30 protein-coding genes and 1 tRNA gene are annotated in these 24,423 nt (G+C 66.6%); 19 read left to right on the top strand and 12 right to left on the bottom strand.

All coding sequences use genetic code 11. From position 1 onward, the window contains the following. Positions 1-83 precede the first annotated feature (83 nt). From ACZYZ3_RS08015 to ACZYZ3_RS08000, 4 genes are all read right to left on the bottom strand, one after another. Positions 84-1,577: a multicopper oxidase family protein gene (locus ACZYZ3_RS08015; RefSeq protein ID WP_463963295.1), complete on the bottom strand. Its 1,494-nt coding sequence runs from the start codon at positions 1,575-1,577 to the stop codon at positions 84-86. Further along, complete coding sequence (locus tag ACZYZ3_RS08010; RefSeq protein ID WP_463963294.1) at positions 1,577-1,885, bottom strand: SHOCT domain-containing protein; 309 nt, start codon at positions 1,883-1,885, stop codon at positions 1,577-1,579. The genes ACZYZ3_RS08015 and ACZYZ3_RS08010 overlap by 1 nt, the downstream gene beginning before the upstream one ends. Positions 1,886-2,048: 163 nt before the next feature. Continuing rightward, the gene (gene radA, locus ACZYZ3_RS08005) at positions 2,049-3,422 is read right to left on the bottom strand and encodes a DNA repair protein RadA (RefSeq protein ID WP_354349538.1); all 1,374 of its coding nucleotides are present in this window, start codon (positions 3,420-3,422) and stop codon (positions 2,049-2,051) included. Positions 3,423-3,472: 50 nt separating this feature from the next. Then, positions 3,473-4,600 carry an FUSC family protein gene (locus ACZYZ3_RS08000; RefSeq protein ID WP_463963293.1) on the bottom strand — a complete coding sequence of 376 codons (1,128 nt, stop codon included), beginning with the start codon at positions 4,598-4,600 and terminating at the stop codon, positions 3,473-3,475. Between the two features lie 226 nt (positions 4,601-4,826). Here ACZYZ3_RS08000 and pstS point away from each other — a divergent pair, with 226 nt between their 5' ends. The 5 genes from pstS to ACZYZ3_RS07975 are packed head-to-tail and all read left to right on the top strand — an operon-like array spanning position 4,827 to position 9,151. Continuing rightward, the gene (gene pstS, locus ACZYZ3_RS07995; RefSeq protein ID WP_463963292.1) at positions 4,827-5,945 is read left to right on the top strand and encodes a phosphate ABC transporter substrate-binding protein PstS; all 1,119 of its coding nucleotides are present in this window, start codon (positions 4,827-4,829) and stop codon (positions 5,943-5,945) included. 10 nt (positions 5,946-5,955) lie between these two features. Continuing rightward, a complete protein-coding gene (gene pstC / locus ACZYZ3_RS07990; protein ID WP_463963291.1) occupies positions 5,956-7,026 on the top strand; it encodes a phosphate ABC transporter permease subunit PstC in 1,071 nt (356 codons plus the stop codon). A 5-nt stretch (positions 7,027-7,031) separates the two neighbouring features. Next, positions 7,032-7,973 carry a phosphate ABC transporter permease PstA gene (gene pstA, locus ACZYZ3_RS07985; protein WP_463963290.1) on the top strand — a complete coding sequence of 314 codons (942 nt, stop codon included), beginning with the start codon at positions 7,032-7,034 and terminating at the stop codon, positions 7,971-7,973. Positions 7,974-7,990: 17 nt separating this feature from the next. After that, complete coding sequence (pstB, locus tag ACZYZ3_RS07980) at positions 7,991-8,767, top strand: phosphate ABC transporter ATP-binding protein PstB (RefSeq protein WP_463963289.1); 777 nt, start codon at positions 7,991-7,993, stop codon at positions 8,765-8,767. Positions 8,768-8,800: 33 nt separating this feature from the next. Then, entirely contained in the window at positions 8,801-9,151 is a 351-nt protein-coding gene (locus ACZYZ3_RS07975) for a winged helix-turn-helix domain-containing protein (protein ID WP_463963288.1), read from the top strand. 169 nt (positions 9,152-9,320) lie between these two features. Here ACZYZ3_RS07975 and ACZYZ3_RS07970 read toward each other — a convergent pair whose 3' ends face one another. Continuing rightward, positions 9,321-9,500 carry a hypothetical protein gene (locus ACZYZ3_RS07970; protein ID WP_463963287.1) on the bottom strand — a complete coding sequence of 60 codons (180 nt, stop codon included), beginning with the start codon at positions 9,498-9,500 and terminating at the stop codon, positions 9,321-9,323. An 87-nt stretch (positions 9,501-9,587) separates the two neighbouring features. Between ACZYZ3_RS07970 and ACZYZ3_RS07965 the strand changes: the two genes are divergently transcribed. From ACZYZ3_RS07965 to ACZYZ3_RS07955, 3 genes are read left to right on the top strand one after another with little or no spacing between them, the layout of a single operon-like run. After that, a complete protein-coding gene (locus ACZYZ3_RS07965) occupies positions 9,588-9,944 on the top strand; it encodes a DsrE family protein (RefSeq protein ID WP_463963286.1) in 357 nt (118 codons plus the stop codon). A 1-nt stretch (position 9,945) separates the two neighbouring features. Then, positions 9,946-10,806, top strand: coding sequence for an FmdE family protein (locus ACZYZ3_RS07960; protein ID WP_463963285.1), 861 nt, complete (start codon positions 9,946-9,948; stop codon positions 10,804-10,806). After that, entirely contained in the window at positions 10,806-11,237 is a 432-nt protein-coding gene (locus ACZYZ3_RS07955; RefSeq protein ID WP_463963284.1) for an OsmC family protein, read from the top strand. The genes ACZYZ3_RS07960 and ACZYZ3_RS07955 overlap by 1 nt, the downstream gene beginning before the upstream one ends. A gap of 18 nt (positions 11,238-11,255) precedes the next feature. On the opposite strand, the gene ACZYZ3_RS07950 is transcribed toward ACZYZ3_RS07955, so the two are convergent. Next, on the bottom strand, positions 11,256-12,269 hold the full coding sequence (locus ACZYZ3_RS07950; RefSeq protein ID WP_463963283.1) for an inorganic phosphate transporter: 1,014 nt from the start codon (positions 12,267-12,269) through the stop codon (positions 11,256-11,258). A 1-nt stretch (position 12,270) separates the two neighbouring features. Continuing rightward, positions 12,271-12,888 (bottom strand): DUF47 domain-containing protein, encoded by a 618-nt coding sequence (locus ACZYZ3_RS07945; RefSeq protein ID WP_463963282.1) that lies wholly within the window; start codon positions 12,886-12,888, stop codon positions 12,271-12,273. 369 nt (positions 12,889-13,257) lie between these two features. On the opposite strand from ACZYZ3_RS07945, the gene arsD reads away from it, so the two are divergent. Further along, positions 13,258-13,653: an arsenite efflux transporter metallochaperone ArsD gene (arsD, locus tag ACZYZ3_RS07940; protein WP_463963281.1), complete on the top strand. Its 396-nt coding sequence runs from the start codon at positions 13,258-13,260 to the stop codon at positions 13,651-13,653. Between the two features lie 7 nt (positions 13,654-13,660). Next, positions 13,661-15,421: an arsenical pump-driving ATPase gene (arsA, locus tag ACZYZ3_RS07935; RefSeq protein ID WP_463963280.1), complete on the top strand. Its 1,761-nt coding sequence runs from the start codon at positions 13,661-13,663 to the stop codon at positions 15,419-15,421. A gap of 53 nt (positions 15,422-15,474) precedes the next feature. On the opposite strand, the gene ACZYZ3_RS07930 is transcribed toward arsA, so the two are convergent. The 3 genes from ACZYZ3_RS07930 to ACZYZ3_RS07920 all read right to left on the bottom strand — a co-directional run bounded on the left by ACZYZ3_RS07930 (position 15,475) and on the right by ACZYZ3_RS07920 (position 16,650). Beyond that, the gene (locus tag ACZYZ3_RS07930; protein ID WP_463963279.1) at positions 15,475-15,708 is read right to left on the bottom strand and encodes a hypothetical protein; all 234 of its coding nucleotides are present in this window, start codon (positions 15,706-15,708) and stop codon (positions 15,475-15,477) included. A 70-nt stretch (positions 15,709-15,778) separates the two neighbouring features. Then, entirely contained in the window at positions 15,779-16,264 is a 486-nt protein-coding gene (locus tag ACZYZ3_RS07925) for a GNAT family N-acetyltransferase (protein WP_463963278.1), read from the bottom strand. Between the two features lie 35 nt (positions 16,265-16,299). Continuing rightward, positions 16,300-16,650 carry an ArsR/SmtB family transcription factor gene (locus tag ACZYZ3_RS07920; protein ID WP_463963277.1) on the bottom strand — a complete coding sequence of 117 codons (351 nt, stop codon included), beginning with the start codon at positions 16,648-16,650 and terminating at the stop codon, positions 16,300-16,302. Between the two features lie 201 nt (positions 16,651-16,851). Here ACZYZ3_RS07920 and arsB point away from each other — a divergent pair, with 201 nt between their 5' ends. The 6 genes from arsB to ACZYZ3_RS07890 all read left to right on the top strand — a co-directional run bounded on the left by arsB (position 16,852) and on the right by ACZYZ3_RS07890 (position 21,890). Beyond that, the gene (arsB, locus tag ACZYZ3_RS07915; protein WP_463963418.1) at positions 16,852-17,844 is read left to right on the top strand and encodes an ACR3 family arsenite efflux transporter; all 993 of its coding nucleotides are present in this window, start codon (positions 16,852-16,854) and stop codon (positions 17,842-17,844) included. Positions 17,845-17,867: 23 nt separating this feature from the next. Beyond that, entirely contained in the window at positions 17,868-18,290 is a 423-nt protein-coding gene (locus ACZYZ3_RS07910) for an arsenate reductase ArsC (protein WP_463963276.1), read from the top strand. A 9-nt stretch (positions 18,291-18,299) separates the two neighbouring features. Next, the gene (gene trxB / locus ACZYZ3_RS07905) at positions 18,300-19,274 is read left to right on the top strand and encodes a thioredoxin-disulfide reductase (protein ID WP_463963275.1); all 975 of its coding nucleotides are present in this window, start codon (positions 18,300-18,302) and stop codon (positions 19,272-19,274) included. 89 nt (positions 19,275-19,363) lie between these two features. Then, positions 19,364-20,749, top strand: coding sequence for an FAD-dependent oxidoreductase (locus ACZYZ3_RS07900; protein ID WP_463963274.1), 1,386 nt, complete (start codon positions 19,364-19,366; stop codon positions 20,747-20,749). A 47-nt stretch (positions 20,750-20,796) separates the two neighbouring features. Then, on the top strand, positions 20,797-21,471 hold the full coding sequence (locus tag ACZYZ3_RS07895) for an arsenate reductase ArsC (protein WP_463963273.1): 675 nt from the start codon (positions 20,797-20,799) through the stop codon (positions 21,469-21,471). Next, complete coding sequence (locus tag ACZYZ3_RS07890; RefSeq protein ID WP_463963272.1) at positions 21,468-21,890, top strand: arsenate-mycothiol transferase ArsC; 423 nt, start codon at positions 21,468-21,470, stop codon at positions 21,888-21,890. The genes ACZYZ3_RS07895 and ACZYZ3_RS07890 overlap by 4 nt, the downstream gene beginning before the upstream one ends. Before the next feature lie 189 nt (positions 21,891-22,079). On the opposite strand, the gene ACZYZ3_RS07885 is transcribed toward ACZYZ3_RS07890, so the two are convergent. Then, positions 22,080-22,736 (bottom strand): hypothetical protein, encoded by a 657-nt coding sequence (locus ACZYZ3_RS07885; protein ID WP_463963271.1) that lies wholly within the window; start codon positions 22,734-22,736, stop codon positions 22,080-22,082. Between the two features lie 235 nt (positions 22,737-22,971). On the opposite strand from ACZYZ3_RS07885, the gene ACZYZ3_RS07880 reads away from it, so the two are divergent. Further along, a tRNA-Lys gene (locus tag ACZYZ3_RS07880) sits at positions 22,972-23,044 on the top strand. Between the two features lie 109 nt (positions 23,045-23,153). Here the strand turns inward: ACZYZ3_RS07880 and ACZYZ3_RS07875 are convergent. Next, the gene (locus ACZYZ3_RS07875; protein WP_463963270.1) at positions 23,154-23,393 is read right to left on the bottom strand and encodes a hypothetical protein; all 240 of its coding nucleotides are present in this window, start codon (positions 23,391-23,393) and stop codon (positions 23,154-23,156) included. 113 nt (positions 23,394-23,506) lie between these two features. On the opposite strand from ACZYZ3_RS07875, the gene ACZYZ3_RS07870 reads away from it, so the two are divergent. Together ACZYZ3_RS07870 and ACZYZ3_RS07865 are read left to right on the top strand one after the other, a co-directional pair. Then, positions 23,507-24,034: a MarR family winged helix-turn-helix transcriptional regulator gene (locus ACZYZ3_RS07870; RefSeq protein WP_463963269.1), complete on the top strand. Its 528-nt coding sequence runs from the start codon at positions 23,507-23,509 to the stop codon at positions 24,032-24,034. 39 nt (positions 24,035-24,073) lie between these two features. Next, positions 24,074-24,325, top strand: coding sequence for a hypothetical protein (locus tag ACZYZ3_RS07865; RefSeq protein WP_463963268.1), 252 nt, complete (start codon positions 24,074-24,076; stop codon positions 24,323-24,325). Positions 24,326-24,423 lie beyond the last annotated feature (98 nt).

Raw genomic sequence — 24,423 nt, 5'->3', positions numbered from 1 at the left:
CGCTCCTAGGGGAGGTTCCTCGCGAATTCAGATTCAGCTCCACCATACCCCTGGGGGGTATGCTTGACAAGAGGTTTTCCGGCTCACCGAACCTCAATCACGCCCATCATGCCCAGATCCTCGTGGTCCAGGATGTGGCAGTGGTACACCGAGCGGCCGCTGAAGTCGCGGAACGCGATCCTGACAGTGGCGCGGCCGTTCGCCGGCACGTTCACTACGTCCCGCATCACCACGGAACCGACTGCGCGGCCGTTGTCGTCGATGAGCTGCATCGGCCACACGTGCAGGTGGAAGGGGTGGTCCATGGGGCTGGTGTTGACCAGCGTCCATTCCTCCACGGTTCCGGCCGCGACGGTCGTGTCCGTGCGGGCCTCGCTGTATTCACGGCCGTTTATGGTGAACCGCATCATGCCGCCCATCCGCGCACCCCCGCCCCTGCGGCCCGCGCCCATGGACAGGACCAGTTGCCGGCGTGCGGCGACGGCGGCGGTCCTCAGGTCCGCTGGGGCCGGCCGGGACGTGAGGGCGCCGGGCGTGACGGCGGCGGCGCCGCTGACGCGGAACGTCGCCAGCGCGCCGCCCCCGCGGACGGGGACCGGCCCCTGCCCCATCATCCCCGGCATGCCGCCGCGGTCATAGGGGAGGGCCTGCAACACGGCTTCGCCGGCGGCGGCGGTCACGAGCAGGTCCGCCCGGTTGCCCGGCGCCAGCAGGAGTTCGTCGACGGTTTCGGGTTCGGCGGACCGGCCCGAGTCCATGCCGAGCAGCTGCAGCTGCTGGCCGTCGAGCCGGAGCCGGACGTAGCGGGCCACGCAGGTATTGACGATCCGCCACCGCTCCCGGGCGCCGGGGGCGGCCGTGAGCAGCGGGTTGCTCTGCCCGTTGAGCAGGAGCAGCCCACCCTCCCGGCCCGCCATGCGTTCCATCAGCGACACGGCGGCGATGTTCCCGGCACTGTCCAGCGTGGTGTCTGAGATCAGCAGTACCCGTTCCGTACTCACCGGGATGGCCTCGGAATCTTCGACAATGATCGCCCCGAAGAGCCCGGCAAAGATCTGGTCGGCGACCATGCCGTGGTGATGCGGGTGGTACCAGTACACACCTGGCGGATGGTCCGGCGGCAGCCGGTAGCGGTAGTCGAAACCCTGTCCGGGCAGGACCGCCCTGAACACATTGTCCGCGTCGGCCTCCGGGGACACGTGGAGGCCGTGGACGTGCAGGTTCGTTGGTTCGTTGAGGCTGTTCACGAGCCTGACGTTGAGCTCATCGCCTGGCCGCAGGCGGAGGGTGGGACCCGGGACGGTGCCGTTGTAACAGAGGGCGCGGGCCTGGCGGCCGCCGAGCTCCACCCGTCCGGGGGCGGCATCCAGGGTGAGCTCGAGCAGGCCGTCGGCGCTGCGAAGTTCGGCGGGACCGCGCAGCTCGGCGCCCTGCACGGGCGCTGCGCCCCCGCCGCCGATCCCGGCCGGCTGCTGCGTGGAATTCAGGGACCACCACAGCCCGGCGGCGCCGGCCACCGTGGCAGCCGTGCCCAGCCCGCCCACAATCAGGGCGTTGCGGCGGCTGATCGGCCGCATTACGGCTCCTCGCCGAGTACTTTCACATTCTCGCGGTACTGTTCCGCGGTGAGCTCGCCCCTCGCGAAGCGTTCATCGAGGATCAACCGCGCCTGGCTCTTGGCCCCGGGGAAGCCGGGGCCGCCCGGGGGACTCCCCGGCTGGCCATAGGGCGGGGCGCCGTAGGGGCCGTAGTGGGCCGGACCGCCCCGGCTGGTTCCACCGGTGAAGAGGCGGACCGCGAGCAGCACCAGCACCGCGATCCCGACCAGCAACAGCACACCCCAGAGCCACATCCAGCCGAAGCCGTTACCGTAGTAACCCATCATGGCCTGATCCCTTCGCCCGCGACCGCTCCTGCCCCCGCCGCCCCCATTGTCCGCCGGATACCGGGGGTGGGCTAGGGTCCTAAGTCGCCTGTTTGGGCAACCGGTCTGCGGGAAGGACCGCCCGCGGCGGGGCGGAACCCGGACCCGGGGCAGGTGGGCAGCCTCAGCTGATCAGCAGGCTCAGCGCTTCGGTCAGGTGCCCGACTTCCCGCACGGAGAAGCCCGCCGGCACCGGGCCCGGGCCGTTCGGACTCGCGGGCACCACGGCATGGGTGAATCCCAGCCGGTGGGCTTCGTGGATCCGCTGGTTGATGCCGGGCACGGGGCGGACCTCGCCGGCGAGCCCCACTTCGCCAAAGGCGATCAGCCGCTCCGGCAGGGGTTTCCTGGCCTTCGCCGAGGCCACGGCCAGCGCGACGGCGAGGTCCGTTGCGGGCTCGCTGAGCTTCACGCCGCCCACGGTTGCCACGTAGGAATCGTCCTTGTTCAGCAGACAGCCGGCCCGCTGCTGGAGCACCGCCAATAGCATGGCCACCCGGGAACTGTCCAGCCCGCTCGTTGCCCGCCGGGGCTGCGAGCTGGAACTTTCGGCCAGCAGGGACTGCACCTCGGCCAGCAGCGGGCGGCGCCCCTCCAGGGTCACCGTGATGCAGGTGCCGGAGACCGGTTCCTTGGTCCGGGAGACAAACAGCCCGCTCGGATCGGCCAGGCCCACAATCCCGTCCTCGTTCAGGTCGAAGCAGCCGACGTCGTCCGTGGGGCCGTAGCGGTTCTTGACTGCCCGCAGCAGCCGCAGCCGGGAGTGGCGTTCGCCTTCGAACTGGCACACCACGTCCACCAGGTGCTCGAGCAGCCGGGGGCCGGCGATGGAGCCGTCCTTGGTCACGTGCCCCACCAGCAGGGTAGTCATGTTGCGGCGTTTGGCTGCGGCGATCAGCGAGGCGGCGACCTCCCGGACCTGCGAGACACCGCCGGCGCTGCCTTCCACGTCGGCGCTGCTCAGAGTCTGCACGGAGTCCACGACCAGCAGCCGCGGTTCGAGCTTCTCCACCTGGCCCAGGGCCTGGCCGAGGTCCGTTTCGGCGGAGAGGTACAGGGATTCGGCGACGGCGTCGATCCGGTCCGCGCGGAGCTTGACCTGCGCGGCGGATTCCTCGCCCGTGATGTAGAGGACGTCCTGCGCTGTGCGGGCAAATTTGGCCGCGACGTCCAGCAGCAGGGTGGACTTGCCGACCCCGGGTTCGCCCGCGAGCAGGATCACGGCGCCCGGGACCAGCCCGCCGCCGAGCACACGGTCCAGTTCGTCCACGCCGGTGGGCAGGAACGCCGCGGTGGTGGCATCGACCTCAGCGATCCGGCGGGCCGGCTCCAGGACGGTGGTGGCCGCCGTCGTGCGCGCCACGGCGCCGCCGGTTTCCTCCACGCTGCCCCAGGCCTGGCACTCGCCGCAGCGGCCCACCCACTTGGCCGTGGTCCAGCCGCATTCGGCGCATTTGTAGCCCGGCGCCTTGGTAGCCCGGGAAGTCTTGGTAGCCATTGCTCCACCCTATCGGCGCACGCCGACGGAACGCTCCCGCACCGCGGCAGCTACAGCGGCGGCAGGATGTCCCGGGCCTCCCGGGAGTCGACACCGGCCGCCTCCAGCAGGTCCACCATCAGCGGGCGGAAGAGCATGACCACCGTTTCGCCCTCCAGCCGCTGCACGTCCAGCAGCCGCGGGTGCAGCCGGCCGGCAATTTCCCGCAGCTCCGCCCGGGCTGTCCGCAGGTGCGCGCGGCGGGCGCCGTCGTGCACTTCCGCCAGGCCCAGGGAGAGTTCGTCGACGGCGTCGGCGGTGTCCCGGAGGACATCGGCGATGTTCTGGGTGGCGTCGTCGGACAGTGCCGCATGATTGATGGCACTGGTCAGGCGGCGGGCAAAGACGCGGCTGTTACGCAGGGCAAGGTCGATGTAGTCCAGCGACTGCTCCATCCGGTCCAGCTCGTCCCGGTGCCGGCGGTAGGCCGGCGCCAGGGTGGCCACCTCGCCGGAGGCCCGCAGGGACTGCCGCATGGCATCGATCAGGGGCTGGCAGTTCCGCCCGCGGATCAGCGCATGCCAGGCCTGGGTGGAGTCGCTGTAACTCAGCGCGGAGGCACATTCGCGCAGCACCTCGGCGAGTTCGTGCAGGAGCTTCTTGACGTCGTTGCGGGGTTCCCGGCGCGGGTCCTTCGGGATCAGGACCGTCACCAGCAGGGCGAACACGCCGCCCACAATGGCGTCAATGCTGCGGGTGAACGGCCCCCCGGCGGGCGCCGGCAGCAGCACCACCAACAGGGACTGCAGCCCCAGCTGCGTGGTGAAAATGGTGCCGCTGTCCAGGAACCGTGCCAGCAGGATCGAGAACAGCAGCACGACGGCGGCCTGCCACATCCCGGCGCCCAGCCAGTGCAGCAGCAGGTCCCCGACCACAATGCCGATGGTGCAGCCCAGGCCGACCTCGATCACCCGCCGCAGCCGGGGATCCCGGGAAAAGCCCAGGGAGATGAGGGAGGACGTGGCGGCGAAGAGCGGGCCGCTGTGGCCCAGCACGTACTCGGCAAACGCGTAGGCGCCGACGGCGCAGGCGGTCATCTGGACGGCCGGGAGGAGGGAGTTCCGGCTCCGGACCAGGCCGGTGCGTACGCGGCCGCGCAGGAAGCGGGCGCTTGCGGAAAGTCCAATAGCGGGGGCCATGCGCTCCAGTCTATGGGCCGGCCCGGCCGCTCGACGCGGGACCTCTAAGGCCGAAGCCGCCGGTTGCAGCTCAGACGTTCATGTTCTGTTCATCTTCGCGGATCATAGTGTTCACGAAGGGGCTCTACCTTGAATGAAAGGCAGCTACTTGTTGCCCGGCGGAGACATTCCGCATATTAGCTTTCCGGCAGTCCGCATCAGCTGCCGAGTACACCGGAGGAACCAAGTGAACTTCAAGCGATCAAGCGCTGCTTTCGCGGCACTGGCGGCAGGCACCCTGCTGCTCTCGGCCTGTGGCAGCGACAACAACGCCGGTACCCAGACCACCACCTCCGGCGCGGCCGCGTCCGACGTGGTATGTGGCGGCAAGAAGGCGCTGAAGGCCAGCGGCTCCAGCGCCCAGTCCAACGCCATGACCCGTTTCGTCGCCGCGTACGAAGCGGCCTGCGACGGTCAGACCCTGAACTACACCTCCAATGGCTCCGGCGCTGGCGTCTCCGAATTCCTCGGCGCGCAGACCGACATCGGCGGCTCTGACTCCCCCCTGAGCGAGAAGAAGGGCGAGCCCGCCAAGGCCCTGGAACGCTGCGGCAGCGAAGCCTGGAACCTGCCGGTCGTTTTCGGCCCGCTGGCCGTGACCTACAACGTCAAGGGTGTCGACAAGCTGAATCTCGACGGCCAGACCGTCGCCAAGATCTTCAACGGCACCATTTCAACGTGGAACGACCCGGCCATCGCCGCGCTGAACTCCGGTGTCAGCCTGCCGGGCGAGAAGATCAACGTGATCTACCGCAGCGATGAGTCCGGCACCACGGACAACTTCCAGCAGTACCTCGACGCGGCATCCACGGGCGCCTGGGCCAAGGGCGCTGGCAAGACTTTCGCCGGCGGCGTCGGTGAGGGGGCCAAGGGTAACGAGGGCACTTCTGCCGCAGTCAAGGGCACCGAAGGATCAATCACCTACAACGAGTGGTCCTTCGCAAAGAGCCAGAATCTGTCCGTAGCCAGCATCATCACTTCGGCAGATCCGGCTCCGGTTGAGATCTCCACCGAGACCGTCGGAAAGACCATCGCGGGCGCCAAGATCAAGGGCAAGGGCAACGACCTGGTCCTGGATACCACCTCTTTCTACACTCCGAGCGAAAAGGGTGCCTACCCGATCGTTCTGGCCACGTATGAAATAGTTTGCTCCAAGTACACGGACGCCGAAACCGCCACCGCAGTCAAGGCGTTCCTGACATCCACCATCGGCGCGGGCCAGAACGGCCTGACGGACAACGGTTACATCCCCGTCCCGGACGACTTCAAGGCCAAGCTGAAGACGGCCATCGCCGCAATCTCTTAGGACTCAACTCATGTCGTCTCCACGACCCGAGGTGACCGAACCTTCGGCCCCGAGCAAAAGCTCGGGGCCGAAGGCCGCACCTGACCAAACGACCGGCGGAGGCCCCCCGGCCTCCCGGCCCGGCCGCGACACCTCCGGCGCTTCCGTATTTAAGCACGGCAGCGTTGTGGGCGACCGTGTCTTCAGCGCCGTCAGCACCGTCTCCGGCATCGTGGTCATCGTCTTGATTGCCCTGATCGCTGTCTTCCTGCTCGTCCGGGCCATCCCGTCGCTGCAGGCCAACACCGTCAACTTCTTCTTCAGCAGCGAATTCAACACCACCGACGAGAACAACCTCGCCTTCGGCATCCGCGACCTGTTCGTCGTCACGGTGCTCTCCTCGGCATTTGCCCTTCTGCTCGCCGTTCCCGTCTCAGTGGGTATCGCGATCTTCCTCACGCAGTATGCACCGAAGCGCCTGGCCCACTGGTTCGGAAGCATCGTGGACCTCCTCGCCGCCGTTCCGTCGATCATTTTCGGTCTCTGGGGAATCTTCGTCTTGGCCCCTTGGCTGGAGCCCCTGGCTAAGTCCCTGAACTCAACGCTTGGATGGTTCCCGCTGTTCTCCACGGGCAACGTCTCCCTCAACGGCGGCGGGACCATCTTCACGGCAGGCATCGTCCTGGCGGTAATGATCCTGCCGATCATTACCGCCATTACCCGCGAGGTCTACAAGCAGACACCCGGCGGGCACATCGAAGCAGCCCAGGCGCTCGGAGCCACGAAGTGGGAAGTCGTAAAAATGACCGTGCTGCCCTTCGGCCGCAGCGGGACAATCGCGGCATCCATGCTTGGCCTTGGCCGGGCACTGGGCGAAACAGTAGCCGTCCTGATCATTCTGCGCGCATCGGCGCAGCCGGCTAGCCTCACCCTGTTCGACGGCGGCTACACGTTCGCCTCCAAAATTGCGTCTGCCGCAGCGGAATTCAGCGCCCCGCTGCCCACCGGGGCATATATCGCCGCTGGCTTCGTGCTCTTCGCCCTGACCTTCGTCGTCAACGCGCTCGCACGCTCCGTGGTTGGAAAGAAGGTCAACGGATGAGCCGTTTGCCCAGCCTCGCCGGCCGTCAGCAGCCGGCGCCTCGTCCCATGCCGACCGAGGATGATCTAAAAGCAAAACGTGCGTTCCGGCCGATCAGCAAGCGGCGTCGGGTAACCGACAAATTCGTTGCGGGACTTGTGAGCGCGGCATTCCTCGTCGCGCTCGCCCCGTTGCTGTGGCTCCTCTGGACCGTCGTGTCCCAGGGCCTCCCCGCCATCCTCAACGCGGACTGGTGGACCAAATCACTGCAGGGGGTCCTGCCGGAGCAGTTCGCCGGCGGCATCTATCACGCGCTGTACGGAACTATCGTGCAAGCCTTGATGGCTGCACTTATCGCCGTTCCTCTCGGCCTGATGATCGCGATCTATCTCGTCGAGTACGGCCGCGGTTGGTTGGCCGGCCTCGTGACCCAGATGGTCGACATTATGTCCGGTATTCCGTCCATCGTCGCCGCCCTGTTCGTCTTCAGCTTGTGGATCGGAACGCTCGGACAGCCCCAGAGTGCCTTCGCCGTGTCGCTGGCGCTGGTTCTGCTCATGCTGCCGGTCGTCATCCGCAACACCGAGGAAATGCTGCGACTCGTTCCGGATGAACTCCGCGAAGCGTCCTACGCACTGGGTGTGCCGAAGTGGATCACGATCTTGCGCATCGTCTTGCCTTCGGCGATGTCCGGCATCATCAGCGGCATCATCCTCGCAGTAGCCCGCGTGATGGGCGAAACAGCCCCCGTCCTCGTCTTGGTGGGGTACAGCAGGTCCATCAACTTCAACGTGATGGACGGCAACATGGCCTCGCTGCCGCTGCTGCTCTACACGGAGCTGATCAACCCCGAGCCGGCCGGGCAGCTCCGCGTCTGGGGCGCCGCCCTGACGCTGATCATCCTGATCGGCCTCCTCAACGTTATTGCTACCGTTGCCGCACGCCTCGTGGCGCCCAAAAAATCTTAATCTGCAAGGAATCCTGAATGGCAAAGCGCCTTGATATCAAAGATCTCAACGTCTACTACGGAAAATTCCACGCCGTGGAGTCAGTCACCATGTCGGTGGAGCCGCGCAGTGTCACAGCACTGATCGGACCCTCCGGTTGCGGCAAGTCCACGGTCCTCCGAACCCTGAACCGTATGCACGAGGTCATCCCCGGCGCCCGCGTCGAAGGACATGTCCTCCTCGACGGAGCCGACATTTACGATCCCGGAGTCAGCCCTGTCTCAGTCCGACGAACCATTGGCATGGTCTTCCAGCGGCCCAACCCGTTCCCGACCATGTCCATCAAGGACAACGTCGTCGCGGGCCTGCGCCTCCAGGGCCTGAAAGACAGAGCCAAACTGAACGAAGTGGCTGAGCAGTCCTTGAAGGGCGCGAACCTTTGGAACGAGGTCAAGGACCGGCTCGACAAGCCCGGCGGTGGACTCTCCGGCGGGCAGCAGCAGCGTTTGTGTATCGCCCGGTCCATCGCAGTGGAACCTGATGTTCTGCTCATGGACGAGCCGTGCTCCGCTCTCGACCCGATCTCCACCCTCGCAATCGAGGACCTGATCACCGAGCTCAAAGAGCGTTACACCATCGTCATCGTGACGCACAACATGCAGCAGGCCGCCCGCGTCAGCGACCAGACGGCGTTTTTCAACCTGGCCGGGGTTGGCCAGCCTGGACGCATGGTGGAAATAGACAGCACGGAAAAAATCTTCAGCAACCCTACGGAGAAAGCAACTGAGGACTACATCTCGGGCCGGTTCGGATAAAGCGGTCCAAACGGTGAACGGACGATGACTACCGTGTCAGAGCAGACTGAAACCGAATGGGCGGGCAAGAGGGAAGATTCAGTGCTGGTGGCCGGCCCGATCACGGTTGACCTGGAGCGGCACGAAGTCAGGCTTGACGGGCAGGAAATCGTCTTCAGCCACCGTGAGCTGTTGTTGCTCGCGTACCTCATCCGTCAAGGCGGCAGAGTCGCCAGTACCGAAGAAATAAGTGATGCCGTGTGGGGGAAGCGGGCAGCGACAAACACGGTGGCAGTGCACGTCAAGCGGGTGCGCGTGAAGCTGGGCGACGACCCCCAGCACGGGAACATGATTCGAACCGTCCGCGGCGTCGGCTATCGGCTCGGTCCGTCACTGTGCAGCTGACCCGCGTTTCTGGCCGAGGTCCGGCGACGCTTATTCGTCTTTGACGCAGGTGCGGAAGCGCAAGGACCGGACGGCTCTGAATGTGGGTCAGCGCGGTTGTTATTGATCCCTCCAACGAGCAGGTGTGGCGCGGAAAAGCCGCCGAGGCACCCCCAAACCCATCAAAGGCTCAGGCGCCGCCTGAGCCCAAGGCGCTGGCAATGCCGCGGATGGCCTCAGGGACGACCCTGTAGTGCACGCTCATCCCGCGACGTTCCTTGGTGAGAAGACCGCTGCCCTCCAGTACCGGAAGGCCGGGATCATTTTCGTGGTCCCGGTGCTGCGGTCCTTCATGAGCGTCAAAGCGCACCCGCGCCCTTCAGGGCGGCACTCGGGAGGGCAAACTGCCGCCGCCAACGACGTGGGGCAATCCGGGAGAATGGAGGATGATGACCGTATGGCAAAGACCGTAATTTTCTTGTTCCACGACGACAACGCTTCACTTGACGCAGGTTCCCATGTCGCTGAGCGGGTCCGCCAGGTCGCAGCCGGCCAAGGCGTGGAACTTGAGGTGTTCTGCTTCGGTCCGGCGCAGGCCGCGCTCACCGAGGACGGCAGCGACCCCGTACGCGAAAGCTACCGCCAGCAGATTGACGCCCTGATTGCCGCCGGCGTCACCGTGCACGCGTGCCTGAACGCGGCGAACGCCGCCGGGACAGCCGGGGCACTCACCTCGCGCGGACTGGCTCTGGAGTTCGCCCGTGATGCCTTCGTCCGCTACGCGCTCGAGGGCGCGGCAGTGATCAGCTTCTGACATGACCGGAATGAACGATCCCGCCGAGCGGGCCCCTGGAGGCGAACAGCGCCAGGATCCGCGCTGGGACGTCCCGTCCTGGCTGGCGGAGGCGGCGGACCTGCCCCGGTTCCAGGTCCTGGACACGAGGTCCGCGCAGGGCCGGATTGAAACACGGACCAAAACCGTCACCGTCGCGGACCTGATCCTCTTCCACGGTCATGCCTGCGACGGGCTGCTCCGCGGAGCCTATGCCTTCGCCGCCCTGGCAGCCACAGCATTCCCCGATGGAGTCTTTGACCGGAGCGACCTGATTGCCGTATCCAAAAACAGCCCCTGCCTGGGCGACATTGCCGCCTACCTGACCGGGGGCCGGGCCCGGTTCGGCACGCATCTGCTGGATGGCTCCTTCGGGGTTCAGTTCGTGGTCAGGGAAATCTCGACAGGGGCCACCTGGGAAGTGCGGGAGGAACCCGGTTTCTTCCCGCCGCTGATTGTTCGCTGGGACGCCGCCCTCCTCGATGACGCACTCACCGACAACGGAACGCTCAGCCCGGCTGACAAAGCCGAACTCGTGGCTGTCAACGAGGCCGTTCAATGGAACTGGGTGCGCGCCGTGCTGCTGCCCAGCCACCCTGCCGAGCACTACCTCGTCCGGGAACTCCGTGATGCCCAGCTTCCTGTACCCCTCGCCGATGCCCGGCGCACCGACGTCGTCAACCGCGATGTTCCGCCGCCGGCCCGGTTCCACAGTCCCTACGAAATGGGATTCGATGCGCCGGAACCCGAGGTTCCCGTGGATCTGCCCGAACCCTGGGCCTCGAGATACCTGGATGGACCGCCTCCCCGGCCATCCTCCCCAGCGGCCCCGAAGGAACCCTGATGAGAACTCCACCCACGACTTACCGGGTCCACGGGCACGGCGCGGCAGGCCAGGAAGCGTCCATCCAGGCCGGTAACCAGAGGATTCCGATCGACGCCAGCTGGGGCGCCGACGAACCCTCCGGGCTGCCCGGCCCGGCCGAGCTGCTCGCTGCGGCCTTTACCGCTTGTCTGCTGAAGAATCTGGAACGCTCCGGTGCGATGATGCCGTTCAGCTACCACAGTGCCGAGATCGATGTGCAAGCCCGCCGCCAAGACAGTCCGCCGAAATTTGTCGAGATCGAGTACGAAATCCGCATCGTAACCAGCGAAAGCCCGCGACGCGTCGAACTCCTGCACCGCAACCTCAGCCGGTACGGCACCGTTTACAACACCCTCGCCGCCGTCTGCGACGTCCACGGCACTATCGTCGCGGCGGCCCCCCGGTCCTGACCCGCAGGCGACGGAGCTCTACGACGAGAGCGGGGACAGGGACAGCGCCAGCACAAACGCGGCTGCCGCGGTGACCGCGGGCGTGATCAGCCAGAACATCAGCACGCGGATCACGACCTTCTGGTTGGTGGCAGGAAACCCCTGATTGGCGCCGGCGCCCAGCACCGCTGACGTGACCGTGTGTGTGGTGGAGATGGGCAAGTGCAGACCGACTGCGCCCACCAGCAGGATGACCGAGCTGAGCAACTGGGCCACGGAGCCGCGCAAGGCATCCATCCGGATCATCCGGTAACCGATGGTGTAGGAGATCCGCCAGCCGCCGGCCAGGGTCCCGGCGGTCAGAAGCGTCGCGGTGAACAGTGCCACCCAGATTGGCATCTCGCTGCCATCGGACAGCCCCGACGCCAGCATCGCCAGGATCAGGACGGCACTGGTGCGCTGGCCGTCCTGCAGGCCGTGGGCCAACGCGACGGCGCCCGCGGCAACGCTCTGGGCCCTCCGGGAACGGGAATTGACGACATTCGGCGGCGTGTACCGCGCGGCCCAGGTCGCGGGCCAGACCAGCAGGTAGGCGCCCGCGAATGCAATCAGCGGCGAGAGCAGCAGCGGAAGCACCACCTGAAAGAGCAAGGACATGTCAACGCCCCCGACGGCGTTCCCGCCGATAACTACGCTCGCGACCCCGGCGCCGGCCAGTCCGCCAACGAGGGCATGCGTTGAGGACGACGGGATGCCCCGCCACCAGGTGTAGATTCCCCAGAGCACGGCACTGACCAGGCCCGCCACCAGGATGGTCAGCCCGATCTCCCCCTCGGGGAGCTGCACCCAGGTCTGGCTGACCGTGAGGGCCAGGGCGGCGCTCAGCCCGGCGCCGATGAAGTTGAAGAACCCGGCCAGCAGCACGGCGACGGTGGGGGTGAGGGCCCGGGTCCGGACAGCCAGTGCCACCGCCGCCGAGGCGTCCCTGAAGCCGTTCAGAAAGGCGAATGCCCCGGCGAAGACCACCACCAGGACAAACAGGAAGATGATCACGTCAGGATTCCTTGACGATGATGCTGCCCACCTGGGCCGCGACCTTTCGCATGTCCCTGGTGACGTCGACCAGCTGGTCAGCGATGTCCCGGGTGCGTGCGTACCGCGTCGACTTCATTTCGTTGAGCATGTCCGCCACCCAGACCCGGTGTGACCGTTCTGCGCGCTTGGCCAGGCGAAGGACCTCGATCCAGTAATCCTCAAGGTCGTCCAGGTTGTCCAGCCGCCGCATGGCGTCCACGGTGAGCTCGGCCTGCCTGCTGATGATTTCCAGCTGGTCCGCGGCGCGTTTGGGCAGCCGGTCCAGTTTGTAGAGGGACACCAGCTCCGCAGCGGCATCGAGTTTTTCCATCGCATCATTGAGGTACAGGGAAAGGACGTACATGTCCTCGCGGGGGAGCGGGCTCACGAAGGTGGTCCGCATGTGTGTCAGTAGGGCGAAGTGCAGCTCCGCGGACTTCGCTTCATGGTTGTGCATGTCCTCCACCAGCCGGGCATTCTCACTGGCCGGGGCGCCAAGGATCTCCGAAAGGGTGCCCGTGGCGAGCACAATCTGGTTTGCCAGCTGGGCGAGGAGATTCAGCCCGGCAGGCTCCTGGGGGAAAAGGCGCAGCTTCACGTGTGGTTACCGGCCTTCGGGAGGGAGGTGCGCGGGCGGTGTCGGCCGGGCGTGTGAGTTGATGGTGACCCGCGCATGAGGATTACTTTACCGCCCGGCCTGAAGCGCTGGGAACGCGCCCCGGCGGCCGGTGGAATATGACGGCGGCCCGGTGGGCAGGGGCACGTTGCGCCCGGCCGCTTCGGGGGGCCCGCGGCGTACAGTCTCCAACGTCACTCTCGACGAGGCTATCTTGCATCGACAATGGTCGATATCATTAGAAAGTGCCACACGGACGACGTCGCTCGGAATCATGCGCCGCTGCCTGACCAAATGTGGCACCGTGTTTCGGTGCTGGATCGAACCACTGCAAGTGCCAAGGAGAATTACATGCCTGCTATCCGAATCTACGAATCCGCTCTTTGCTGCGACACCGGCGTCTGCGGCCCCGACGTGGACCAGTCCCTGGTGGATGTGACCGCGGATGTGCGCCACCTCCAGGGCCTCGGTGCCGACATTGCGCGCCACAACCTGGCCAGCGAACCGACCGCTTTCGCCGAGGACGAGATGGTCCGCGGTTTCATGCACCTGGTCGGGTCCAAAGGCCTGCCGCTGACTATCGTCGACGGCGTCACGGTCGCCGCCGGCACCTACCCGAACAGGGGACAACTGCTGTCGTTCGCCGGCCTTGGCGAGGCCGCAGGCGAGCCGAAGTCGCGTCCGGATTTGGGCCTCACCGAAAAGCAGTCCGACGGCTGCTGCGGCGGCTCTACGAGCTGCTGCTAGGCCCGGCGTGAAATTCCTGGATAACTCTCCACGGTTCGTTTTCTTCACAGGCAAGGGCGGCGTGGGTAAGACTTCTGTTGCCTGTGCGACCGCCCTGACCCTTGCAAAGGCCGGCAAGCGGGTGCTGCTGGTCAGCACGGACCCGGCGTCCAATGTCGGGCAGGTTTTCGGTGTGACCATCGGGAACACGGTTACTGCCATCCAGGATGTGCCGGGTCTCTCTGCATTGGAAATTGACCCGGAGCAGGCAGCCGAGGCCTACCGTGAACGCATCATCGCGCCCGTCCGCGGACTCCTGCCCGAGACCGAATTGGCCGGCATCGCCGAGAGCCTGTCAGGTTCCTGCACCACAGAGATCGCCTCGTTCGACGAGTTCACCAACCTGCTCGCCGACGACAGCGGTTACGGCGAATATGACCACATCGTTTTCGATACCGCACCGACAGGCCACACGATCCGGCTATTGCAGTTGCCGGGCTCCTGGACCGATTTTCTCGAGGCCGGCAAGGGGGACCCGTCCTGCCTGGGCCCTCTCTCGGGACTTGAGAAGCACAAGCAGGTGTACGCCCGGGCGGTCCAGGCCCTCACCGACCCGGCGAGGACCCGGCTTGTCCTGGTCAGCCGCGCGCAGACATCTTCACTGAGCGAAATCGAGCGGACCTACCTCGAGCTCAACCAGATCGGGATCGGGGGAGGATACGTTGTCGTCAACGGCGTCCTGCCGGAAGCCGCTGGTGGGGAGGATCTGGCGCAGGCCTTGCGGGCCCGGGAGGCTGCGGCCATCGCGGCCATCCCCGAGGTGGTTGCCGCTTTGCCCCGTGACGTTCTGGACCTGAAGCCGGGCAATATGGTCGGCATTCCGGCACTTGAATCCCTGTTCGCGGACACTTCCGGCGCCGGTATCACTGATGACGCGCTGGTCCCCGAAATTGAGGACGCCCCGCTGGCTGCCCTGGTAGATGAAGTGGAGCTCGACGGCCACGGCCTCGTGATGTGCATGGGCAAAGGCGGGGTCGGGAAGACCACCGTCGCGGCCGCCATTGCGGTTGCCCTGGCCAAACGCGGGCATACGGTCCACCTCACCACGACTGATCCCGCTGCCCACCTCACCGAAACACTCCATGGTTCCATCCCGGGCCTAACGGTTTCGCGCATCGATCCTGAATCGGCAATTCAGGAGTATCGAAGCCACGTGATGGAGACCAAGGGGCGGAGCCTGGACGATGAAGGACGCGCGGCCCTCGCGGAGGACCTGTTGTCCCCGTGCACGGACGAGGTGGCTGTGTTCCGGCAGTTCTCCAGGGTGGTCCAGGAATCCCGTCGGCACTTCGTGGTGATCGACACCGCACCGACCGGCCACACGCTGCTGCTCCTGGACGCCACCGGCTCGTACCACCGGGAGATCGCCCGCCAGGTCGGCGACACGATGGGGTTCGTGACGCCCCTGATGCGGCTGCAGGACCCCGCGCAGACCAAGGTCGTTCTCGTCACGCTGGCCGAAACGACGCCCGTGCTCGAAGCCGAAGGACTGCAGGATGACCTGGAAAGGGCCGGAATCTACCCGTGGGCCTGGGTCATCAACAACTCGATCGCCGCCGCACACCCACGGACGGCGTTCCTGCGGGCCCGCGCCGCGAGCGAAATAGAACAGATCACAAGGGTGCACACCCTGACGGACCGGTTCGCCCTCATTCCGCTGCTGCCCGAGGAGCCCGTCGGCGAGGAGAAGTTGTCGGCCCTGACTGCGCTCAGCTCCCTGCCAGCCTGACGGAAATCCAGCCTCCGCCGACACTTGTGCGGCGGGGGTTGTGACCCGTTCGGCTAGCCGTCCAGGCGCTGGGCCAGCAGTGCTTCGATATCCCGGGCGGTGGCCTCCAGTTTGGCGATCGTGTCCCGTTGGAGTGCCCGCAGGTACTCGGCATCCGACTCGCCGTCCTGCACCCAGTTCTCGTCACCCGGTGAGTCCATTGCCTGGCGCGTGTTGGCGGTTGCCGTACTGATGTTCTCCAGCATTGCGCGCAGCCGGTCTTCTGTGGCGGATGCCTCGGTGTGCATAGTGTCCTCCTTGCTTGCGGTCCTGTGGCCAGGTCCGTGGGGCGACTCTGTCGACGGTGCTTCGCAGGAACTAAAGGACCGGTGTGCGCCGTTCGATCAGGACGGCGTCCCGCCATTGGCCTGCAGCGGGGCCGTGTGCCATCAGGGCAATTTTTTCCCGTCGCCCCACGACCCTGAATCCGTGGGCGAGGTGCAGCTTCAGGCTTGGCTCGTTCTCAGGGAAAATGCTCGCCTGGATGGTCCAGATGCCGTCTTCCTCAGTCGAGGCAATCAAGGACCGGAGGAGGAGTGACCCGATCCGCCGGCCGCGGGCCGCCTCGGAAACGTAGATGGAGTGCTCGACAACGCCGGAGTACACCGGACGGGCGGAAACGGCGGACACCGCCGCCCAGCCGAGAACCCCGCCGGTGGGCCCCTCGGCCACCAGGCGGTGGGCGGCGAGCCTCGAATGGTCGAAATGGTGCCAGCCCGGCACCCCGGCCTCGAAGGTTGCCTGGCCCGTCGCGATTCCCTCGCTATAGACCCTCTGGACCCAGGGCCAATCTGAGTCCTGCATCGGCCGGACCGTGACAGCGGGAGTCGGACTCTGGCTCACAGGGAGGCCAAGAGGTCTGCCGTCTGCTCCATGGCGCCGGGGACGAGGGAATAGTACGCCCAGGTGCCGCGCTTTTCGCGGTGCAGCAGGCCGGCATCGACCAGAATCTTGAGGTGGTGGGAGACGGTGGGCTGCCCCAGGTCCAGCGGCTCGGTGAGATCGCACACGCAGGATTCACCGGAGGCGTCGCTCTTGACGATGGAGAGCAGGCGCAATCTGTTGGGATCGGACAGAGCCTTGAACACGAGGGCCTTGCGCCGGGCATCCTCCGCGCTGAGGACGGGCTGACCGGACGGTGCGCAGCAGGCGTCGTCGGGGGCCGGCCCAACCGTTTGCAGAGAATTCATGTGTCCATTATGCACACAGATTGACATTCATCGATATAGTCGGAAATACTTCGTATCGACAAGCATCAATCTAGAGCTGAGCAGCACAGGAGCCCCGTGAGCATCCAGACCGACCCGTCCCCCACCCTTGGAGGCGAGCCTGCCGTCGTTGGCAGGCTCTCCACCCTGGACCGTTTCCTCCCGGTGTGGATCATTGCCGCCATGGTCCTTGGACTGCTCCTGGGCAGCTTTATCCCGGGACTGAACACCGCACTCGAGGCGGTCAAGGTCGGCGAAGTCTCACTGCCGATAGCCATCGGGCTGCTGGTGATGATGTACCCGGTGCTGGCCAAGGTCCGCTACGACCAGGCCCACCACGTGATCGGGGACCGCAAGCTTATGGTCAGCTCCCTGGTGCTGAACTGGGTGCTGGCGCCGGCGTTCATGTTTGCCCTGGCCTGGATCTTCATCCCGGACCTGCCCGAGTACCGGACGGGCCTGGTCATCGTGGGCCTGGCCCGCTGCATCGCCATGGTGATGATCTGGAACGACCTCGCGTGCGGGGACAGGGAAGCCGCCGCCGTCCTCGTGGCCATCAACTCCGTTTTCCAGGTCATCGCGTTCGGCGCGCTCGGCTGGTTCTACCTACAGCTGCTGCCGGACTGGCTGGGCTTGCCGACCACCAGCGCGGACTTCTCCTTTTGGGCCATCACCGCCTCGGTCCTGGTGTTCTTGGGGATCCCGCTGCTGGCCGGCTTCCTCACCCGCACGATCGGCGAAAAGGCCAAGGGCCGCGCCTGGTACGAAGAAACTTTCCTGCCGAAACTCGGCCCGTGGGCGCTGTACGGCCTCCTCTTCACGATTACCCTGCTCTTCGCACTGCAGGGCGGCACCATCACCTCGCGCCCGTTCGACGTCGTCCGGATCGCCCTGCCGCTGCTGGTCTACTTCCTCGTCGTCTTCGGCGCCGGAATGCTGATCGGAAAGTGGCTGGACCTCGGCTACGCCAAGACCACCACCCTGGCGTTCACCGCCGCCGGCAACAACTTTGAGCTCGCCATCGCCGTGGCCATCGGAACTTTCGGCGTCACCTCCGGCCAGGCGCTGGCCGGAGTTGTTGGCCCCTTGATCGAAGTGCCGGTTCTTGTTGCACTGGTTTACGTGGCTCTGTGGACCCGCAAACGCTTCTTCACCTCCAGCCCCCTTTCCGTCTGACCCCCGAATTTCAGGAGAACCCCATGAGCACCGAAACCGCGAAGAAGCCGTCCGTCCTGTTCGTCTGCGTCCACAACGCGGGCCGCTCCCAGATGGCCGCAGCGTTCCTCACCACCCTGTCCCAGGGTGCCATCGAGGTCCGCTCCGCCGGCTCCCAGCCCGCCGAAACGGTCAACCCGGCCGCCGTCGAGGCCATGGCCGAACTCGGCATCGACATGTCCGCAGAGATCCCCAAGGTCCTCACCACCGAGGCCGTCAGGGAATCCGACGTCGTCATCACCATGGGCTGCGGCGACACCTGCCCGATCTTCCCGGGCAAGCGCTACGAGGACTGGGCACTCGAGGACCCGGCCGGCCAGGGCGTCGAGTCCGTCCGCCCCATCCGCGACGACATCAAGACCCGCATCGAAGACCTCATCGCATCCCTCATCCCCGCCGGAAAGTAGCAGACAGCCATGCCTAAGCAACTCGTCATTATCGGATCCGGACCCGCCGGCTACACTGCGGCGATCTACGCCGCCCGGGCGGGCCTGAAGCCGCTGGTTATTGCCGGTGCGGTTACCGCGGGCGGAGCCCTCATGAACACCACCGAGGTGGAGAACTTCCCCGGCTTCCCCGGTGGCGTCCAGGGCCCCGAGCTGATGGACGGGCTGCAGCAGCAGGCCGAGAAATTCGGCGCGCAGGTGCTGTTCGACGACGCCACAGAGGTCGACCTTGCCGGCCACATCAAGCGAGTGACCACCGCCGGCAGGGAGTCGTTCGAGGCCAAGGCGGTCATCCTTGCCACCGGCTCCGCATACAAGGAGCTTGGCCTGCCGGAGGAGAAGAAGTTCAGCGGGCACGGCGTCTCCTGGTGCGCCACCTGCGACGGGTTCTTCTTCCGCGATCAGGACATCATCGTCGTGGGCGGCGGAGACTCGGCCATGGAGGAAGCGACGTTCCTGACCCGGTTTGCCCGGTCCGTCACGGTCGTGGTCCGCAAGGGTGAGCTTCGGGCCTCCCGGATCATGGCCCAGCGCGCCAAGGACAACCCCAAGATCAGCTTCGCGTGGAACTCCGCCATCACGAAGATTCACGGCGACGCCAAGGTCGCCGGCGTGACATTGACAGACACCCGCACCGGCGACACCCGGACACAGGACGCCACCGGCATCTTCGTCGCGATCGGGCATGTCCCGCGCACCGAGCTGCTCACCGGCCAGGTGGAGCTCGACGCCGAGGGCTACATCCAAGTCGAGGCGCCCACCACTGTCACCAACCTCTCCGGTGTTTTCGCGTGCGGGGATGCCGTGGACCACCGCTACCGCCAAGCCATCACGGCCGCCGGCACCGGCTGCGCTGCCGCCCTGGACGCCGAACGCTACCTCGCCGCGCTGGACGACGCCGACAGCATCGCCACTGCCCTTGTCGAGGAACCCACCCACTCCTGACCCACGCTTCCACGGTCTGCCAGTCCCACAGGCACTGGCAGGCGCGCCCCGGCAATGAACCGCCATCCGCAGATGAAACAGAGGAAACCATGGCTGTCATCACATCCCTTCCCGTAGCTGTCATCGGAGCGGGCCCCGTCGGCCTGGCCGCGGCGGCGCACCTGATCGAACGCGGTCTTGAGCCCCTGATCCTGGAGGCCGGCCCGACCCCGGCCGCGGCAATCGAACAGTGGCGCCACATCCGGCTCTTCTCCCCGTGGCAATACAACACCGACGCAGCCGCCGTCCGCCTGCTCGACGCCACCGGATGGGAAGCGCCGGAGGCGACGGCGCTTCCCACCGGCGGCGAACTCATCGACCACTACCTCACCCCGCTCGCCGCGCTTCCCGCGATCGCGTCCCGGTTGCTCACCGGCGCCCGCGTTGTCGCAGTGACCCGGCAGGGGATGGACAAGACCCACAGCCGGAACCGCGACACGACCGCATTCGTGGTCCGGGTCGAACACGCCGACGGCGAGGTCCGCGATCACCAGGCCGCCGGCGTCATCGATGCGTCCGGCACCTGGTTTACCCGCAATCCGCTGGGAACCTCCGGCCTTCCCTCCCTCGGCGAAGCCGCTGCAGCTGCCCACATATCCTCACCGCTGCCGGATGTCCTTGGCCGCGACCGCGAGACGTTCGAGGGCCGCACGGCGCTCGTGATCGGCGCCGGCCACTCCGCCGCCAATACCCTGATCAGCCTCTCCGAACTCGCCAGCCAGTCACCGGGAACCAGAATCCTCTGGGCCATTCGCGGCGCATCCGCCGCCAGGGTCTACGGCGGCGGCGACGCCGATGGGCTTGCCGCCCGCGGCCAACTGGGAAGCCGGCTCCGCGCACTCGTTGAGAAGGACGCCATCGAACTACACACCGGGTTCGGGATTGCCGCTCTTGCTGCCGCTGCCGGCACCGTCACCTTGACCTCTAGGGACGCCCGCACCCTCGATGCCGACGTGATCGTGCCCGCGACCGGCTTCCGCCCGGATCTGGGTATCCTCCGGGAACTCCGGCTGGAACTGGACCCCGGCGTCGAGGCCCCGCGTGAGCTCGGTCCGCTGATCGATGCCGAATTCCATTCCTGCGGCACCGTCGAGCCCCACGGCGCCAAAATGCTGGCCCACCCGGAACGGGACTTCTACATCGTCGGCATGAAGTCCTACGGCCGGGCACCGACCTTCCTGCTCGCCACCGGCTACGAGCAGGTCCGCTCCGTCGCCGCGGCCCTGGCCGGTGACCGCAAGGCCGCCGACACCGTCCAGCTCGAACTCCCCGAAACCGGCGTCTGCTCCTCCGATATCGGCACCAGCTGCGACGTCCCCGCAGCCGCACCTGCGGGATTTGTCGCCGAAACCTCCGGCGGCTGCTGCGGAACGCCCGAACCGGTCCTCGTCGGGTTCCCCGCCGGACTGGCCCACGGCCGCTCCGGCGAGAACTGATCTCCTTCCCCCTTGCTTTCGTCCACTGAACACACTGGAGAGCTGACATGACTGACCATCCTGAACACGGCATCGGCCTGCAGGACAACACCGAACTCCTGCACCGGATCAGCGCCCGCCTGGCCGATCGGTTTGCCGGCGTGTTCGCCGCGGAGACGGTCGAACGCTACGTCTTCGAGTCCTACACCGCGCTGGCCCGGACCGCGAAGGTCAGCACTTACCTGCCATCCATCACCGAGCACTTCGCCAGCGACCGGCTCAACGCCCTGGCCAAGTCCAAGGGCGCCGTCGCCTCCGAGGTCCCCGAGGTGCTGTTCGTCTGCGTGCAGAACGCCGGCCGCTCCCAGATGGCCGCCGCCCTGCTCACCGTCGAGGCCAAGGGCAGGATCCGCGTCCGGTCCGCCGGCTCCCTCCCTGCGGCCGAACTGGACCCCGCCGTCGTCGCGGCGATGTCCGAAATGGGACTGGACCTCACCAAGGAATACCCGAAGCCGCTCACCGACGATGTCGTGCGCGCCTCCGACGTGGTGATCACGATGGGCTGCGGCGACTCCTGCCCCATCTACCCGGGCAAACGCTACGAGGACTGGGAGCTGGCAGACCCGGCCGGGCTGCCCGTTGCGGCCGTGCGGATCATCCGCGATGAGATCCACGACCGGGTCAAGGCGCTGGCAGCGTCCCTGCTCAACACCCCCGAAGACCAGGAAGAATCCAACGCATGACCCAGACCACGAAAACCCCCAGCGTCCTGTTTGTCTGCAGCAAGAATGGCGGGAAGTCCCAGCTCGCCGCCGGGCTCATGAACCGGCTCGCTAACGGGACAGTCACGGTGCACTCCGCCGGGACGAAACCCGGCAAGTCGCTGAATCCCCAGTCCGTGGACTCGCTGGCGGAACTCGGCATCGACATCACCGGCGAACACCCGAAGCCCGTCACCAACGAGGTCCTGGACGCGGTCGACGTCGTGATCGTCCTGGGCAACGAGGCAAAAGTCGACGCCCCCGAAGGCAAGCGGCTTGAGGTCTGGGATACGGACGAGCCCTCCGAGCGCGGCATCGAAGGCATGGAACGCATGCGCCTGGTCCGGGACGACATCAAGGCCCGGGTCCAGAGGCTGTATGCGGAGCTCACCGGGGACTGACCTGGGGCGTAAAAATGGTGCCGAACCGGAGACGCCTCTCGGCGGTAGGCCGCTCTAGGCGGCTAGATGTTGAAGCCCGGGGGTTTCGCGGTTCGGCACCGCCTTTAGTTTTCTACGTGACCGGGGACAAGTCAACATTGACAGTCCGCGGGCGGCGTGCCTGCCGGGGGTCGGAGGCGCGCGGGGGACTCAGTCCAGCTCGCCCAGGCGCCAGGCGTTGGCGGCGTGCTCGAGGTCCTCTGCGGTCTTGACCAGGAGGTGCGAATTGCGCGTGAGCTTGCTCGCGTGGGTCTCGTTGCTGTGCTCGGCGCCGTCGGCGAGGGTGGCCTGGCCCAATGCCACCACGCGGCAGAACGCGGCGGAACGTTCCAGCGCGACGTCGAACTCGCCGTCGAACGCTCCGGACAGGATGGCGTCCGCCATCGCCCTCATCTCGTCCGCCCCGGGCGGCTCGGCGGCGCCGGCGACCACGTGGGAGACCTGCGCGGTGTCCTTGCCGGCCTTGAAGTAGACGGAGATCCGCTCGGGGTCCTGGATGGTGGCGGCGCGGATGGCGTACAGGCGCCAGAGGGCGCCGGGCAGGGAGCGTGCCGGGCTTTCGGCCCACATCTCGGCGATGGCTTCCAGGCCCTGCTCATCGGCGAGCTTCACGAGCCGTTTGGTCACCACGGGGTCGTCGCTGTCACGTCCGCGTCGCACGAGGGCCTGGGCAGCGAGATGGGCGGCCTCGGAGATGCGGGCGGGATCGGCCCCGCCCGCGAAGGGTTCGAAGTCAATGGGGGCGAAGGGCTTCGGCTTGTGGTGCCGGTGCGGTCCGGGGGCGCTGGATCCTGCTTGCTCGCTCATGCCACCACGCTACTCCTGTGCTGTCGGGGAATCGAGCGTGCGGACCGGCAGCGCCGCAGCGGCGCACGGCTGGCGGAGGGCCGGCGGAGGGCTCCCGCCCCGGCGCGCGACGCCGGTGTCCCCGCCCGGTGCTAGAACCCGCCCCGGTCTGGGGTACAGTATTAACGTCCAGAAATGGACTGGGCTGATCGGCCCTTGAACACCGGATTTATCCGGTGTTCCGGGGCTTCGGCTGGGGCCTTTAGCTCAGTTGGTAGAGCATCGGACTTTTAATCCGTGGGTCGTGGGTTCGATCCCCACAGGGCCCACCCGCGGAGCAGGCCAGAGGCATTTTGCCTCTGGCCTGCTCCTGTTTAAAGCCCATTTCTCCTGGGAAGGGTCCGGCCCTGCGGTGCGGGACATGGTTTGCCGCGCTCGTCACCGCTCGAGCTTCGTCCTGCCCGAGGGTGGCATCGAGGCCAGATCGCCAGCATCCCGTTCAGCTCCCACCAGGATCCGGGCATCGACACCTGGCTCGCGGAACTCCGGGACCGCGGTGTCAGGCTTGCACTGGGTCATCGGAGCCTGGCTGGCCTGCAGGTGCGCTGGCCCGCGGCCGAACGAGTGGCTGCCCCTGCTCGGGGTGACCGTCGCGTCCCCGGCGCTGCTATGGATCACCTACCTGCTGTTTAGACGCACCGCATCCCGGCATCGTCAACGACATCCGTAGCGTGAGGCAGGGACGCCAGAAACCACGTTGGCCTAGTTATCAGTTCGGCTAGGATTACCGGATGAACGCGCACAGCCCCCCCGGTTCCGGGTACTGGTATGGACCCGACGACAGGCTCGACCCGCCCGGCGCGGTGCTCCAGGCGCTGCGTGAATACCGCAACGTGGAGCTCGCCCGGCGGCGCTCCACGCGGGATTCCATGGGGATGGGCGAGACGGACCTGCTGGCGCTGAGGTACCTGCTGCGGGCCCAGGCCCGTGGCGAGCAGGTCGGGCCCAAGGACCTCAGTCGCAGCCTGGGCATCACCACGGCCTCCACCACCTCGTTGATCGACCGCCTCGTGGGCAGCGGCCACGTCCGACGCGAGCCCCACCCCACGGACCGGCGCTCCCTGGTGATCGTTCCTACGGTGGCCACGGATGCCGAGGTGCGGGCCACCTTGGGGGACATGCACCGTAGCATGATGGCTGTCGCCGAGGGCCTGAGCGCCGAGGAGGCAAGGATCGTGGTCAGCTTCCTGCGGCGGATGAGTGAAGCCATCGCTCAGGCCCCTGATCAAGAAGGTGAACAACCAGATATAACTAGCTAGCCTGTCTAGTTATATGTATGCTTACTAACTATGTCTGATATGAGTTTTTCCGGTGGCGCCGTGGCCGAACTGGCCCCCGCCTCCGCGGCCCCCGTGCAGTCCCTGGCCGCGCCGGTCCACTGCGGGACGCCAATGGAATGGAAGTCGCCTATGTCGGCCACCATGTCCCTATACTCCTTCGCGCCCGCCGATGCCGCAGCGGAACTGCCGCCGCTCTGGCGCTGCGCTTGCGGCTTCCAGCTGGACGGAATCGTGCGCACGCCCAGCACCCTGTCCACGCTCAGCCGTTGACCCCGCCCGCCGCGGCGGCCCTGGCGGACCGCCCCGCCGGCACCCCCTCTTCAGTTCCCTCAGCCGGACCCGGATGCGGCCCGCAGCCGCGGCGGCCC

It is taken from the genome of Pseudarthrobacter linnaei (assembly GCF_055412825.1).
The sequence above is the reverse complement of the archived record's forward strand: the minus strand, read 5'-3'. Positions and strand labels throughout refer to the sequence as shown.